Genomic DNA, 16289 nt, shown 5'->3' with positions numbered 1-16289 from the left:
AAACGGATTGTTAGATGAGATATTGTATCCGTGCAAAATTATACGCTGACTATTAGTTCGTTATTTTTTTTGGGGATAAAAAAATAATAGGAAAGCATTGTGCTCAGGTTATATCGTAAACCAAATAAAGGATTAGTCGGAATAGATGTAAGTTCTACTTCGGTTAAATTATTAGAGCTCTCTGTAAAAGGTGGCAGATACTGGGTTGAAAGTTACGGGCTTTATCCGCTTTCCGATGGAAGTGTCGTTGAAAAAAATATTCTGAATCCTGAAGCGGTTGCCGATGCTTTAGAGCGCGTAATTGACATTGCTAACCCTCAGGCGGCTAATGCGGCTTTTGCAGTACCTACTTCGGCGGTGATCAATAAAGTCATCGAAATGGATGCAGACATGAACGATGATGAACGTGAAGTTCAGATCCGTATGGATGCAGAGCAATATATTCCTTTTCCTTTAGACGAAGTCAGTCTTGATTTCGAAGTGTTGCCAGATATATTGGCAAATCCTGATCGAGTAAATGTACTGCTGGTGGCCACCCGTACTGAAAATGTAGATGCACGTGTCGAAGTGCTGGAAATGGCAGGTCTAACCGCGAAAATTGCTGATGTAGAAAGTTATGCGCTAGAACGTGCGTTTAAAGTGTTCGCTGATACATTGCCTATAGGGGTGAATACCGTAGGTATTCTAGATATCGGCCACACCATGACAACTTTGTCTGTCATGCAGCATGGCAAGATTATCTATACTCGCGAGCAGGTTTTTGGTGGAAAGCAGCTGACTCAGGACATCCAGAATCGTTATGGCCTTTCCTATGAAGAAGCTGGCCGGGCCAAAAAAGAGCGTAATTTGCCAGATGATTATGATATTGAAATACTCGAGCCTTTCTTAGAGGCCTTAGTGCAACAGGCTGCTCGTTCTTTGCAGTTTTTTTTCTCGTCTTCACAGTTTAATGAGATTGATCATATTTTATTGGCGGGTGGAAATGCCAATATACCGGGACTGGCCAAACTACTCCAACAAAAGCTGGGCTACCGGGTAACAATTGCCAATCCATTTTTACAGATGGGTTTTGCGCCGCAGGTTGATGTACAAAAAGTTGAAAAAGATGCATCTTCACTCATGGTGGCTTGTGGTTTAGCGCTGAGGAGTTTTGATTAATGACAACAATTAACCTGCTCCCTTGGCGTGATGAGCTAAGGGAACAACGGAAAAAGCAATTTATTATTATTTGTATTGGGGTGGCATTACTAGGTTTAGCCGGAGTGGTACTGACTTGGATGTACTATGACCGCAAGCTGGATGATCAGGAACAAGCTAATCAACTGATTATCAGTACTAACCAGAACCTGGATATACAGCTTAAATCTCTAGATGGCCTGCAAGAACAGCGTGATGCCATTATTGAGCGCATGAACCTGATTCAGGGCTTACAGGGTAAACGTCCGGTTACTGTTCGTTTGGTGGATGAGCTGGCACGTGTAATCCCAGCCAATATGTATCTGACCAAATTTGCACGGACTGGTGATAAATTCACTCTCGAAGGGAAGGCAGAAAGCCCGAACACTGTAGCTGAGCTTTTGCGTGGTCTAGAAGCTTCACCTTGGTATCGTAATGCCTTTATGAACTCATTCCTTGCCGCGGAAGAAAAGAAAGAGCAGACCCCAACTTCGCTGATACCTCGACCAGAAGAAAACTATGGCAGTTTTGTTGTAACTGTAGATGCAGGTGAGATTGCTGCTGATAGTCCGCCATCGGCTGATCCCAATGCACCAACCAATACAGCAGCAACGGGTCCTGCAGCGGGAGCAGCACAATGAGTCGTGAAGAATTCGATGATTTAAACCAGGAAGATGCTAAACCTGCTAAAAGAAAAATGACGCTAGAAGCCTTCCTGCAACAGTTTAATACGCTGGATACACATAATTACGGCAGCTGGCCTTTTTCAGTCAAACTGACCTGCTGGATATTTCTGTTTCTGCTGGTTTGTGCAATTGGCTATTTTTTAGCAATTCGCCCCAAACTTGAAGCTATTTCTAATGCGCAGGCACAAGAACAGAATCTGTTAAACGAGTTTCGTGAAAAGGACTCTAAACTGCGTAACTTACAGCAATACCAAGCACAACTACAGGAAATGGAAGCGAATTTTAATGAGCAACTGGAACAGTTGCCTAAAGAAACCGAGATTCCTGGACTGGTTGAAGATATTAACGTTGCAGGAGTAAGTTCTGGCCTGAAATTTAAAAATATTCGTCTAGAAAGTGAAATTCGGCAGGAGTTCTTTATTGAACAGCCAATTGATATTCAGGCAACAGGTGATTATCATGCCTTTGGTTCTTTTGTGAGCACTATTGCGGCGCTTCCACGAATTGTAACCCTGCATGACTTTGAAATTGCCAGTACACAGGCGCAGAACTCAGATATTCCAGAAGTAAATTATGCGGTGAAAGCTAAAACATACCGATATGTCGGTAATAATGAGCAGCCAAATACTACGGATACCCCAGCAGGAGGGCAGCCACAATGACTTGGAATAAGATCATTTTAGGCCTGTGCTGCGGCATGATTCTGGTAGGCTGTGATTCACGTATAGATGCAGTAAATGAAGAGATGACAGTCATTCGTAACCAACCACCTCTACCGATTGAACCGGCACCTGTGTTCAGTCCTGTACCTACATTTGCTTATGCAGCACATCAGTTCAGAAGTCCATTTTTACCTAGCTCGCTTGCAGCTGAGTTAAAAGTTATGGCCGGGAAGCGGGTTTATCCGAATTTTTCACGCCAACCCCAACCTCTTGAGAGCTATGCCCTTGAATCTTTAAATATGAAAGGCAGTATGCGTAATTCAAGAGGGCAGATTATTGCACTAATCCAGACGCCCGATGGCCAGATTGAACAAGTGCAGCGCGGGAACTATATGGGTATGCATCATGGGCGTATTGTTCAGATTACACCTACCCAGATTGATCTGGTTGAGATCATCCCGGATGGGCGCGAAGGCTATGTGGAACGTCCCCGCAGTCTAGTACTGATTGGGCCACAGCCTTAAGGATGAAAGGAATAAAAATGAAAAAGAGTTTTCAAGAATTTTTGATGGGGGATGGCAACAGCATGATTCATTTATATCGTCAATTTGCGATGGGAGCAGTTGCTGTAGCAATGATGCAGGTAGCAAGTGCAGCGGTCAATATTACCAATATTGTACCTATGCAGATTCCGGGACAAGGGACAGAAATTCGAGTCATGTTTAATGGATTGCCACCCCAGCCCCAGGCTTATCAGCTTGAACAGCCTTCGCGACTGATCTTAGACTTTGATCAGGCCAAGCAAAATCTTAAACAGCCTAGTATTCCAGTTGCTACCAATGAAGCAAGCGCAATTCATGTGGCCTCTGATGAACAACGTTCCCGAATTATTGTAAGTTTAAAAGATGCAGGTGCCTTTACTACCCGTGTAGAAGGCAATACTTTTATTTTAAAGATTAATCCGGTAACAGGCGCGCCTACAGTATTGCCTCAGCCAGTTGCTGTAGCACAGCAGCCTGCTCAGGGTATCTCGAACATTGGTTTCCAGCGTGGAAGTCAGGGCGAGGGACAGGTTTTAATTGATTTTCTGAACCCGAATACTCCTGCTGATGTACAGCAGCAGGGAAGTAAAGTCATAGTCAGGATGCTGGGAAATAAAATCCCTTCCCATCTAATCCGCCGCTTGAATATGAATGATTTTGCCACGCCGGTCTCGACTGTTGATGCCTATAATGAAGGCGGTAATGGTATTATTACTATTCAATCAACTGGCAGTTATGAATATATGGCGTACCAGACTGAGAACCGCTTAACAGTCAGTTTAAAGCGCCCGGAAGAAAAGAGTACGGTCAAAACCCGTTCTGCACCTAATTATAGCGGTAAAAAGGTTTCACTCGACTTTCAGGATATTGAAGTTCGTCGGGTATTACAGTTGTTAGCAGATTTCACTGGTATCAACCTGGTTGCAGCCGACTCTGTTCAGGGAAATATTACGTTGCGCCTGAAAGATGTACCATGGGACCAGGCTTTAGACATTATTTTAAAAACCAAAAACCTGGATAAACGTCGTAATGGTGATGTAATCTGGATTGCTCCGGTTGCAGAGCTGATTAAAGCAGAAGAGGAAGAAGCTAAGGCGATTGCGCAAAGTACCAGACTTATGCCTTTACAAACTGAATATATCCAGCTGAATTATGCAAAAGCTGTCGATATCGAAAAACTGATTACCCAAGGCAGAAATAGTGGTAATGGTAGTGCTAACGGTGCTTCAAACAATACGGAAGCACTGGGTGATAGCGTGGGAAGCCTGCTAAGTCCAAGAGGAACCATTTCAATAGACCCACGTACCAATACCTTAATCATTAATGATACGGCTCAGAAACTTGACCAGATCCGCCGTATGATTGATCTTCTGGATGTAGCGGTAAAACAGGTGATGGTTGAGGCCCGTATTGTCAGGGCTAGTACTGACTTCACCAAAGAAATGGGCGTGAAGTGGGGAATTCTTTCACAGGGTATTACCCGTAATAACAGCCTGCTGGTCGGCGGCAGTGAAACCACCTTATGGAATCTGCGTGATCCTGATGATGAAGGCAAATACACCATAGAGCGTCCACAAAACCTGAATGTGGATTTAGGCGTTACAGCTCCGGGTGCAAGCCGTATTGCCTTCGGTTTAATTAGTCTTTCTGATTTTATGCTGGATCTCGAATTGTCAGCCTTGCAGGCTGATGGTTATGGTGAAGTCATTTCTACGCCGAAAGTACTAACAGCTGACAAACAGCAGGCCCGAGTTGCTTCTGGTACCCAAATTCCCTACCAGTCTTCAGAGGGCGGTGGCGCCAATGCAGTCTCTACCACTGAATTTGTGGATGCTACTTTAAGTCTGAATGTAACACCAAGTATTACCCCTGATGGTAAAATCCAGATGTTGCTGAACATTACCAGCGATACTCCGGGGAACCCGACACCAACCGGACAGATTGCGATTAACAAGAATGAAATTAATACTAATGTGCTGGTTAACAATGGTGAAACTGTAGTCCTTGGCGGTATTTTTGAACAGGAAACCAGGAATACGCAAACGAAAGTACCTGTTCTCGGAGACCTGCCGGGTGTAGGCCGTTTATTCCGCCGTGATGCTAAAAGTGATAACAAGCGTGAGTTACTGATTTTTGTCACACCACGAATTGTTAATGACAGTGCGACTGGAAATCATTAATATATTTTTAATTCAAGTAATTCAATAGGTGACTCCTTGCCAAGCAAAGAGTTTGACACCCTGCCAAATATCTATTTGGTAGGGCCGATGGGAGCTGGAAAAACCACTGTGGGGCGACATCTGGCAGAGTTACTGGGCCGGGAATTTCTGGACAGTGATCATGAACTGGAGCGTAAAACAGGAGCAAATATCCCCTGGATTTTTGAAAAAGAGGGAGAAGCTGGTTTCCGAAGTCGGGAGACCGCCGTTATTGACCAGCTAACACTTCGGCAAAAGCTGGTGCTAGCTACAGGTGGTGGGGCTGTAACGCAGGTGCCTAACCGTGAATTCCTCAAGCAGCGCGGCATCGTAGTATATCTCTATACACCAGTAGAAATTCAGCTTCAACGTACCTATCGTGATAAAAACCGGCCATTATTACAAGTAGAAAACCCGGAACAGAAGCTTCGAGACCTGTTGGCTGCCCGTGACCCGCTCTACCGGGAAGTGGCACATTATATTATCGAGACCAATCAAGGGGCAGCACGAGATCTAGCCCAAAAAATATTGAAGATTATTAGCTCTGAAGAGTTACACTCCGCACCATGATTACGGGTTCCAGACTGTATGCAAACCTTATATGTTGAATTAGGCGATCGCCGTTATCCTATTTTTATTGGTAGTGATCTGAGTCCTCAGACTTTGCTTGAACCTTATATTCTGGGCAAGCAGGTTATGATTGTAACCAATACTACCCTCGAAAAACTTTACTTGAACCATTATGTAAGTGCGGTTGAATCTCTGGATAAAGTAGTCGCTACGTGTGTATTGCCCGACGGTGAACAGTATAAAAATATTCAGCATCTTAATCTGATTTTCGATGCACTTCTGCAAGCTGGCTTTAACCGGGACTGTACCGTTCTGGCGCTTGGAGGTGGTGTAATTGGAGATATGGCCGGATTTGCATCTGCCAGCTTTCAGCGTGGAGTTTATTTTATTCAGGTGCCAACGACCTTGCTTTCACAAGTGGATTCCAGTGTCGGGGGGAAAACAGGAATTAATCACCCGCTGGGTAAAAATATGATTGGTGCTTTCCAGCAGCCACAGGTAGTTATGGCAGACATGTCACAGTTAAAGACTTTACCTGACCGTGAATTATCGGCTGGCCTTGCTGAAGTAATCAAATATGCCTTACTGGGAGACCCTGATTTTCTGGAATGGCTAGAGCAGCATATGGATCAGCTGGTTGCTCGTAATCCTGAGCTTCTGGCCGAAGCAGTGTATCGCTCCTGTGCGCATAAAGCCCGTATTGTGGCGCGTGATGAAAAAGAGCAAGGCGACCGTGCGTTATTAAATCTTGGCCATACTTTTGGCCATGCGATTGAATCTTATCTGGGCTATGGAGTGTGGTTGCATGGAGAGGCAGTTGCCACCGGTATGGTCATGGCAGCAGATTTGTCTCAACGTATGGGCTGGATTTCAGCAGACGACTTGCAACGTACAAAAAATATTATTCAACGTGCAAATTTACCGATAGTATGTCCGCACATTCCGCTTGAGCAGTTTCTGGAATATATGGCACATGATAAAAAAGTTCTGAATGGCCAACTGCGTCTGGTCCTGCTGAAACAGTTGGGACAAGCTATAATTACCAGAGAATTTGACTTAAAGCTGATGAAGCAGGCAATTCTTGCAAATCAACAAGGAGCATAGGCAAAATATGGCAGCAGTTCGTATGCAACGGGACAATATTCAGCGGTATATCTGGCTGATGAGCGGATTGCTATGCCTGTTACTTGCTTTTATCTTTTGGCTGATGACAGATAAAGAGCAATTGGTTGAAGTGAAAAAAACGCCTGAGAGTGAAGCCCAAACTCAGATTCAGCCTGAGAAGGTTGGATCAATGACCCATCTTGGTGCATTGTTGGAAGAAGTTCGGCCACTTGAACTGACTACTCGAATAGTGGCTTCAGGCATTCATGAGCCTGAGTTCCGTGGTACTAAATTTATGCTGGAGAATAAGAAACTCTGGACCAATGAACTATTTCGCTCTTCTGAAGAAGATATTATTAAAAGCTTTCTGAAGAAACAGCCTCAACGTAATAATTTTATTTATTTCCGACTCAGTGGCGAAGAGCAGACAGAACAGTATGTGCTGGCTTATGGCAAGTATAAGACAGCTCAGGAAGCTGAGCAGGCGTTGGATCAATTAAATCTTGTACTCCCACCTTCGCTTAAGCCACATACACAAAAGTTTGAAGATTATGCAGCTTTTGTAAATGATTTAGGTTCAGAGGAGATGAGCGGAAGTGCAAAAGTACGTGAAATTGTCTTGAAACCGGCTGCCTTACCTAAAATTGATGAGAGCTTACTTAGCCGACCAAACCCGGCAGCTAATACAGCGCAAACCAATAATGCGCCTTCCACTGTAAAAACGACAATTACCAGAAGAGATCAAGAGGGTAATGTAGTTGATGTACAGCGTTCACAATCTAATATTCCTGTTTCGCAGCCATCACGTGCTGGTACCTCAGCTGATGCCTCTAGACCTGTTGAAAATGAAATTAGTGATCCTTTTAATTAATATTAAAATTCAGGACCTGTATAAAACTCTTCGCAATGATGCAAAATAGAGCATATTTTTTATATTTAAAATAATTTTGCACCATATTGGGTCGTAAATTGGTCTTAAAAATAAACTTACTATGCTTTTAAGTAGCTTAGATTTATGTTTTTTAAGTAATTAGTAATATTTTTAAAAGTTGGCATCTTTTTTGCTTTATTAAAAGGCTATTTGAATCTGATTTATCCGGTTGACACCAAAACTGCTCAGTTAAACTGCTAGATACTTCTCTTGCATGCTTTAAAAGAGTTCGTAGAAAGAAAAACAGAAGCCATAACCATATACCTTTCTTACAGAGTAAGCGTATATTTAGGCCGGTGACTGAGCTTTTTACATCTGCTGCTGGTTAAGAGAGCAAATTGCAAATTATAGAGAGAAAAATTGTTCGATGCCCATTAGGGGCCATGTTAAGAAGGGTACGCTATGCACATGCCATCGCCTAATACTGTAGCTCCCGCTCAAGGTTTATATCAACCCGATGAGTTTAAAGATAACTGTGGTTTTGGCCTGATCGCCCACATGCAGGGTGAAGCCAGCCATCATTTGGTCGAGACTGCAATTCATAGTTTAAGTTGCATGACTCACCGTGGCGGTATTGCTGCAGATGGTAAAACCGGTGATGGTTGTGGCTTGTTACTGGCGATGCCTAAACAGTTTTTCCGTGAAGAAGCACAAAAACTTGGCGTCAACCTGACTGAAATATTTGCTGCTGGAACCGTATTTCTAAATACTGATCCAGCCTTAGCTCACCATGCTAAACAGATTTTAAATAAAGAAATAGAAGCAGAAGGCTTAAAAGTTGCAACTTGGCGCGTAGTCCCAACAAAAACTGAAGTGTTGGGTGAAATTGCTTTGCGTTCTCTACCTGCTTTTGAACAGATTTTAGTGAACTGCCCGATGGGAGTTACTGAAGTCGAGTTTAACCGCAAGCTTTTCTTGGCACGTCGTCGTGCCGAACAGCAGGTCAATGATCCACTGTTCTATGTTACCACGCTGGCTACTACTGTCATTAGCTATAAAGGTCTGATGATGCCAGAAGCGATTGCAGATTTTTATACGGATCTGGCCGATGAGCGCCTACATTCACATATCGTGGTGTTCCATCAGCGTTTCTCGACTAATACGCTGCCGCGTTGGCCACTGGCTCAACCATTCCGCTATCTGGCACATAATGGTGAAATTAATACCATTACAGCTAACCGTAACTGGGCAATGGCGCGCACACCAAAATTTGAAAATCCGCTATTACCCGGCTTGACTGAGATGACGCCAATTGTGAACCGTACCGGTTCAGATTCATCAAGTTTAGATAATATGCTAGAAATTCTGGTGGGTGGTGGTATGGATCTGTTCCGTGCTTTGCGTATGTTGGTTCCACCAGCATGGCAAAATGTGGAAACACTCGATGCAGACTTGCGCGCATTTTATGAATTTAATTCTAAGCATATGGAAGCTTGGGATGGTCCTGCAGGTCTGGTTATTCAGGATGGCCGCCATGCGATCTGTATGCTAGACCGTAACGGACTGCGTCCGGCTCGTTGGGTAATTACCAAAAATGGCTATATTACCTTGGCATCAGAAATTGGGGTGTGGGGTTATGAGCCAGAAGATGTAATTTCTAAAGGTCGTGTTGGTCCTGGACAGATCCTCGTGATCGATACCCTGACCGGTAAGTTGCTGGACACTCAGGATGTCAACAAGCACTTGAAAAATATGCGTCCTTATCGTGCCTGGTTGCGTGACCATGCTATCCGGTTGCAAGGCAGTCCGGAGCTTGAAGAGCACCTGTGTGAAAAAGGCCTGAAAAATGAGCAGTTAAAAGCTGCACAAAAAATGTTCATGGTCAGCTTTGAAGAGCGGGACCAGCTATTGCGTCCGATTGCTGAAAGTGGACAGGAAGCTGTCGGCTCAATGGGTGATGATACTCCTATGGCCGTCTTGTCACGCCAGGTTCGTCATGTATCTGATTATTTCCGTCAGCAGTTTGCGCAGGTGACCAATCCACCAATTGATCCTTTGCGTGAATCAATCGTGATGTCATTGGAAACCTGTCTGGGTCGTGAACAGAATGTATTTGAGCAGGGACCAGAACATGCAGATCGTCTGATCATTTCAAGTCCAGTATTGTCTAACTCAAAAATGCATCAGATCCGTACATTGGGTCGCACAGGTTATGAGATTGCCGAGATTGACCTGAACTATGTTGCAGAAGAAGGTTTACAGGCTGCAATCGCGCGGATCTGTGCCGAGTCTGCTCAGGCCATTCGTGATGGTAAAACTATTCTGGTCTTATCGGACAAAAAGATTCGTGAAGGCTATCTGCCGGCAAATGCGGTCATGGTAACAGGTGCTGTCCATCATTACCTGATTCAGGCTGGCTTGCGTACCGATGCCAATATTGTGGTCGAAAGCGGCTTTGCACGTGATCCACATCAATTTGCAGTACTGTTAGGTTTTGGTGCAACAGCTATTTACCCTTATCTTGCTTATGATGTCATCAATGATCTGATTGCCAAAGGCGAACTGCTGGGTGATCCGATTCATGCGCAAGCAAACTTCCGTAAAGGTATTGAAAAAGGCCTGCTGAAAGTCCTGTCAAAAATGGGCATTTCTACCGTTGCATCTTATCGTGGCGGTCAGCTGTTTGAAGCTGTGGGTTTATCAAGTGAAGTGGTAGATACTTGCTTCGTTGGTGTACCAAGCCGTATTCAGGGCGCTACTTTTGTTGACCTTGAAAATGATCAGAAGAAACTGGCTGACTTAGCCTGGAAAGCGCGTAAGCCGATTGATCAGGGTGGTATGCTAAAATTCGTATTCGGTAAGGAATATCATGCCTTTAATCCGGATGTGATTAATGCGTTGCATAAAGCTGTGCGCTCTGGCCAGTATCAGGACTTTAAAGAATATGCACAGCTGGTTAATCAGCGTCCAATTGCCACTATTCGTGATCTATTTAAGCTGAAAACAGATAATCCGATCGCACTGGATCAGGTTGAGTCTGTAGAGTCGATTCTTCCACGTTTTGATTCTGCGGGGATGTCATTGGGTGCGTTATCTCCAGAAGCGCATGAGGCAATTGCTGTAGCAATGAATACCATTGGTGGTCGTTCAAATTCTGGTGAAGGTGGTGAAGATCCGGCACGTTACGGTACCATTCGTAACTCAAAAATCAAGCAGATTGCTTCTGGACGTTTTGGTGTAACACCTGCTTATCTGACCTCGGCAGAAGTTTTGCAGATTAAGGTAGCTCAAGGGGCGAAACCGGGTGAAGGCGGACAGCTACCAGGTGGTAAGGTCAATAGTCTGATTGCACGCTTACGTTACTCGGTACCAGGCGTTACCCTGATTTCTCCTCCACCGCATCATGATATTTATTCAATTGAAGATTTGTCTCAGCTGATTTTTGATTTGAAACAGGTTAACCCACAGGCTATGGTTTCAGTCAAACTGGTGTCTGAGCCAGGGGTGGGAACTATTGCAGCGGGTGTAGCCAAAGCATATGCGGACTTTATTACCATCTCTGGTTATGATGGTGGTACAGCAGCCTCACCATTATCATCAATTCATCATGCTGGCTCTCCATGGGAGCTGGGACTGGCAGAAGCGCATCAGGCCCTGCGTGTAAATGATTTGCGTGGCAAGGTGCGGGTACAGACTGATGGCGGCCTGAAGACCGGTCTGGATGTTATTAAAGCTGCAATTCTGGGTGCGGAAAGTTTCGGTTTTGGTTCTACACCAATGATTGCATTAGGCTGTAAATATCTGCGGATCTGCCACTTGAATAACTGTGCAACCGGTGTTGCAACTCAGCAGGACCATCTGCGTCATGAGCACTACATTGGTGAGCCAGAAATGCTAATTAATTTCTTCCATTTTATTGCGGAAGAAACTCGTGAATGGCTGGCTGCGCTTGGGGTCGCTTCACTCAAAGATCTGATTGGCCGTGTAGACCTGCTTGAAGTATTGCCTGGTGAAACTGACAAACATGCCCATCTGGATTTAAGTGCATTACTGACTTCACATCCGGCAGCAGAAGGCAAGGCGCAGTACTGTGAGGTGCAGGGCAATGAGCCATTTGATAAAGGTCTGCTGGCTGAACGTATGGTTGAAGAGATGCTACCAGCAATTGAAGCAGGAACTATAGGGACCTTTAACTATAAAGTAGTGAACTGTGACCGTTCGATTGGAGCACGTATCTCTGGTGAGATTGCCCGTCGCTATGGAAACCTCAGTATGGAAGCCCATCCAGTAGTCATGAACCTGAATGGTACAGCAGGTCAGTCACTAGGGGTGTGGAATGCGGGTGGTCTGCATATTCGCCTTGAAGGTGATGCCAATGACTACGTTGGTAAAGGCATGGCGGGTGGCCGGATTTCGATCTTCCCGCCAAAAGGTTCTCCGTTCCAGACTCAGAATACCGCAATTATTGGTAACACCTGCCTATATGGTGCAACTGGTGGTAAACTGTTCGCGGCTGGTACAGCTGGCGAGCGTTTTGCGGTACGTAACTCTGGTGCCTTTGCAGTAATTGAAGGCGCAGGTGATCACTGCTGTGAATATATGACTGGTGGCGTGGTCACTGTCCTGGGTAAAGTTGGACATAACTTTGGCGCGGGCATGACCGGTGGTTTTGCTTATGTGCTTGACCTCGACAATGATTTTGTTGACCACTATAACCATGAGTTAATTGATCTAAACCGTATTTCGACTGAAGCGATGGAAGATCATAAAGAGTTTCTGCTGCGAATTATTGATGAGCACATTGCCGAGACAGGTAGTGCCTGGGCCTACAAGATCCGCAATGAGTTTGATTACTACAGCCGTAAATTCTGGCTGGTGAAACCAAAAGCGGCGAATCTGTTGACGTTGTTAAAAACGACTCAGGCTGATCCTCAATAATTCCACGACTGCAAATAAACAGGCAGGTACAGACTCCTGAACACGGAGCTGTGCCCACCTACGGAGAGAGACATGGCAGAACGCCTCAATAATGACTTTCAATTTCTGGATGTAGCACGTCAGGATCCAGAAAAAAAAGATATTGCTGTCCGCAAAGCAGAGTTTGTGGAGATTTATAAACCGTTTAGTCAGGATGTTGCATCTAACCAGACTCATCGCTGTTTAGGCTGTGGTAATCCATACTGTGAATGGAAGTGTCCGGTACATAACTATATTCCAAACTGGTTAAAACTGATCGCTGAAGGTCGCGTATTCCAGGCGGCGGAACTGTGCCATCAGACCAATACCCTGCCAGAAGTCTGTGGACGTGTTTGTCCGCAAGACCGTTTATGTGAAGGTGCATGTACCCTAAATGACGGATTTGGTGCTGTAACTATTGGTAATGCTGAAAAATATATTAATGATACCGCCTTTGCACTGGGCTGGCGTCCAGATATGTCTAATGTCCAGTGGACCAGCAAAAAAGTTGCTATTATCGGTGCTGGACCGGCGGGTCTTGGCTGTGCAGATATTCTGGTCCGTAATGGGGTAAAACCGGTAGTTTTTGATAAACGCCCGGAAATCGGTGGCCTGCTGACATTTGGTATTCCTGAATTTAAGATGGAAAAAGATGTCATGAAACGCCGCCCTGAAATCTTCACCGGTATGGGGATTGAATTCCGTCTGAACACTGAAATTGGTACAGATATCACGATTGATCAGCTACTGAATGACTTTGATGCAGTGTTCATGGGAATGGGGACTTATACCTACATGAAAGGTGGCTTTGCAGGTGAGGAATATGAAGGTGTATATGATGCTCTTGATTTCCTGATTGCCAATGTTAACCGTTGTCAGGGCTGGGAAAAAGATCCATCTGAATACATTAGTATGGAAGGAAAAAAGGTGATTGTCCTAGGTGGTGGTGATACTGCCATGGACTGTAACCGTACATCAATCCGGCAGGGCGCAGCAGAAGTAACCTGTGCTTATCGCCGTGATGAAGCCAACATGCCAGGTTCACGTCGTGAAGTACAAAATGCCCGTGAAGAAGGGGTGAACTTCCTGTTTAACCGCCAGCCTGTCGAGATTGTAGGTGAAAATGGTAAGGTGACAGGTGTTAAAGTGGTGACGACTCAACTGGGTGAACCTGATAGTCGCGGTCGTCGTAGCCCAGAGCCAATACCGGGTTCGGAAGAGATATTACCCGCAGATGCCGTGTTGCTTGCTTTTGGTTTCCGTGCTAGCCCTGCTGACTGGTTTAAGGATGTCAATATTGGACTGGATGGTTCAGGTCGTGTAGTTGCTCCAGAACTTCAAACATACAAATTCCAGACATCGAACCCGAAAATCTTTGCAGGTGGTGATATGGTTCGTGGCTCTGATCTGGTAGTCACTGCAATCTGGGAAGGCCGCCAAGCTGCTGAGGGTATTCTGGACTACCTGGACGTTTAAGTTATTATTTTAATGCATCACCTCGGGCCAGTCTTGGGGTGATTTTTATATATCCGGTTTTTTGATCAATCGGAAAACTGGAAGAAATATTTATAATAAATCATATTATAAGTATTTGTATTTAAATAATTAAAATAAATATTTGGTCTTAAGGTAACTGTCTTAATAATTTTTCAAACCCGCTATGTTATGAGTCATAGGTACTACATATTTTTATTATAAATATTCTTTTCAATGCATAAAAGGTCTTGTATGCCATCTATTTAATTTATCAATTTGATAGTTTTGGCTAACTAAAGCAAGCAGTTTAGCCATGTGCGTTATAGTTTTCTAAACTCATACTAATGGTATCTTCGTTAGGCAGCCATTGTGATGAATGATTTAATGACAGCAAATCCACTGTACCGGAATCGGCCAAAGGCAACAGGAATTACTGTACGTAAGTTAGACTTCAATCCAGAAAAAATTTCGCGTTATTATTTTGCTCGCTCACCTTTAATGTCACATTTTCTCACAGCGTTGTCTTCTACCTTTCCGGTAGGTGAACAGTTTTTTGTACATAGTGTCCGGAATGTACGGGATCAGATTACAGATCCGGTTTTACAAACACAGATTGCTGCTTTTATTGGACAGGAGGCTATGCACTCTAAGGCCCATACTGAATTTAATCAGGCTTGGCGTAAAGATGACTATCAGCTGGATAATTTTCAGGCATGGCTGGAACGCCAGAATAAACATGTGCGCAATTTACCGCCCAAGGTACAGCTCGCGATTACCAGTGCTTTTGAGCACTTCACAGCTTTACTTGGTGGATATATCCTCAAACATCCTGAGGTATTAAGTACACTGGATGAGGATGCCATGAAGCTTTGGGTATGGCATGCCATTGAAGAGATTGAACACCGTTCTGTTGCATTTGATGTTTATCAGCAGTTGTATGCTGACCAGCGCTTGCGTCGTCGCATGATGAAACGGGTAACTGGTGGGTTTTTTAGTCTTGCAGTCTACTCAACCGGACGTTTATTTATGCAGGATAAATGGAAGAGCCTACCTCAAATTAAGGGTAATCTATTTGGTGCTTATCTGCTAGTTAAAATGCTGGTTCAGCTGTTTCCAGAATATTTGTCATATTATAAAAAAGACTTTCATCCTGAACAGAATGATTATTCTATTGAACTCGAATACTGGAAAAAGCATCTGGCACAAGATTATCAGATGACCGACTTTCAGTATTAACTCTCAGTTTAATATTGAAAGAGTAGCACGGTTTCATCTATCGTCTCTTATAAATTTTTACTAATAATTTTAATAAATTAAAGCTTTTTTAGGCTTTCCTAGCCTGTTCCTTCCTTGAGTTTCCTTGCTCATCTTTAAAATAAACCAACACAAATAGCTTAAATTATATTTACAATGGCTTTAAATAAACAAATACAAATAAATATTAGAGGATAGCTGCATGAAAATGCTGAGTAAAAGCCTAATCGCTCTCATTCTGGCCAGTACATTAAGCCTTTCAGGCTGTGGTTATAACACTTTACAGGTGAAAGATGAGGCAGTAACTGCGGCTTGGTCTGAAGTACAAAACCAGTACCAGCGCCGCGCTGATCTTGTACCGAATCTGGTCAATGTTGTTAAAGGCTATGCCAAACACGAAGAACAGGTACTCACTGAAGTAACTCAAGCGCGTGCCAATGTGGCCGGGCTAAAAGTAGATCGTGAAGTACTGGAAGATCCTGAATTATTTCAACGCTATCAGCAGGCGCAAAGCCAGTTGACCGGTGCGTTATCACGCCTGATTGCAGTTTCAGAAAATTACCCTGATCTGAAAGCAAATGAACAGTTTCGTGATTTACAGGTCCAGCTTGAAGGTACCGAGAACCGTATTGCTGTAGCACGTAACCGCTACATTAGCAGCGTGCAGGACTTTAACTCTTATGCCCGTCAGTTCCCGCAGGTTATGACAGCAAAAGTCATTGGTATGGAACCTAAACCAAACTTTACTGCTGAAGCTGGTGCACAAAAAGCTCCAACAGTATCTTTTGAATAAA

The 16289-nt window shown here is 44.1% G+C and carries 12 protein-coding genes; all 12 read left to right on the top strand.

The genetic code is table 11. The features are described from left to right. Positions 1-99: 99 nt before the first annotated feature. The 12 genes from ACRAD_RS13145 to ACRAD_RS13090 all read left to right on the top strand — a co-directional run bounded on the left by ACRAD_RS13145 (position 100) and on the right by ACRAD_RS13090 (position 16288). A complete protein-coding gene (locus tag ACRAD_RS13145; RefSeq protein WP_005024205.1) occupies positions 100-1158 on the top strand; it encodes a pilus assembly protein PilM in 1059 nt (352 codons plus the stop codon). After that, a complete protein-coding gene (locus tag ACRAD_RS13140; protein WP_005018044.1) occupies positions 1158-1817 on the top strand; it encodes a PilN domain-containing protein in 660 nt (219 codons plus the stop codon). The genes ACRAD_RS13145 and ACRAD_RS13140 overlap by 1 nt, the downstream gene beginning before the upstream one ends. Continuing rightward, positions 1814-2524, top strand: a complete 711-nt coding sequence (locus ACRAD_RS13135; RefSeq protein ID WP_005024207.1) for a type IV pilus inner membrane component PilO — start codon at positions 1814-1816, stop codon at positions 2522-2524. The genes ACRAD_RS13140 and ACRAD_RS13135 overlap by 4 nt, the downstream gene beginning before the upstream one ends. Beyond that, positions 2521-3048: a pilus assembly protein PilP gene (locus ACRAD_RS13130; protein ID WP_005024210.1), complete on the top strand. Its 528-nt coding sequence runs from the start codon at positions 2521-2523 to the stop codon at positions 3046-3048. The genes ACRAD_RS13135 and ACRAD_RS13130 overlap by 4 nt, the downstream gene beginning before the upstream one ends. A 17-nt stretch (positions 3049-3065) precedes the next feature. Continuing rightward, the gene (locus ACRAD_RS13125; RefSeq protein WP_005024212.1) at positions 3066-5246 is read left to right on the top strand and encodes a type IV pilus secretin PilQ; all 2181 of its coding nucleotides are present in this window, start codon (positions 3066-3068) and stop codon (positions 5244-5246) included. A 36-nt stretch (positions 5247-5282) separates the two neighbouring features. Then, positions 5283-5834: a shikimate kinase AroK gene (aroK, locus tag ACRAD_RS13120; protein ID WP_005024215.1), complete on the top strand. Its 552-nt coding sequence runs from the start codon at positions 5283-5285 to the stop codon at positions 5832-5834. A gap of 18 nt (positions 5835-5852) precedes the next feature. Continuing rightward, complete coding sequence (gene aroB / locus ACRAD_RS13115; protein WP_005024217.1) at positions 5853-6938, top strand: 3-dehydroquinate synthase; 1086 nt, start codon at positions 5853-5855, stop codon at positions 6936-6938. A gap of 7 nt (positions 6939-6945) precedes the next feature. Further along, positions 6946-7809, top strand: coding sequence for a hypothetical protein (locus ACRAD_RS13110; protein WP_005024218.1), 864 nt, complete (start codon positions 6946-6948; stop codon positions 7807-7809). Between the two features lie 468 nt (positions 7810-8277). Further along, positions 8278-12747: a glutamate synthase large subunit gene (gltB, locus tag ACRAD_RS13105; protein WP_005407101.1), complete on the top strand. Its 4470-nt coding sequence runs from the start codon at positions 8278-8280 to the stop codon at positions 12745-12747. A gap of 72 nt (positions 12748-12819) precedes the next feature. Next, complete coding sequence (locus ACRAD_RS13100; RefSeq protein ID WP_005024224.1) at positions 12820-14241, top strand: FAD-dependent oxidoreductase; 1422 nt, start codon at positions 12820-12822, stop codon at positions 14239-14241. A gap of 372 nt (positions 14242-14613) precedes the next feature. Then, positions 14614-15477 carry a metal-dependent hydrolase gene (locus tag ACRAD_RS13095; RefSeq protein WP_005024226.1) on the top strand — a complete coding sequence of 288 codons (864 nt, stop codon included), beginning with the start codon at positions 14614-14616 and terminating at the stop codon, positions 15475-15477. 220 nt (positions 15478-15697) lie between these two features. Then, positions 15698-16288, top strand: coding sequence for a LemA family protein (locus ACRAD_RS13090; RefSeq protein WP_005018078.1), 591 nt, complete (start codon positions 15698-15700; stop codon positions 16286-16288). The last annotated feature ends 1 nt before the right edge of the window (position 16289 follow it).

The organism is Acinetobacter radioresistens DSM 6976 = NBRC 102413 = CIP 103788 (genome assembly GCF_006757745.1).
Taxonomy (GTDB): domain Bacteria; phylum Pseudomonadota; class Gammaproteobacteria; order Pseudomonadales; family Moraxellaceae; genus Acinetobacter; species Acinetobacter radioresistens.
Note: the sequence above shows the minus strand (reverse complement) of the source record. Positions and strands in the feature narration are given on the sequence as shown.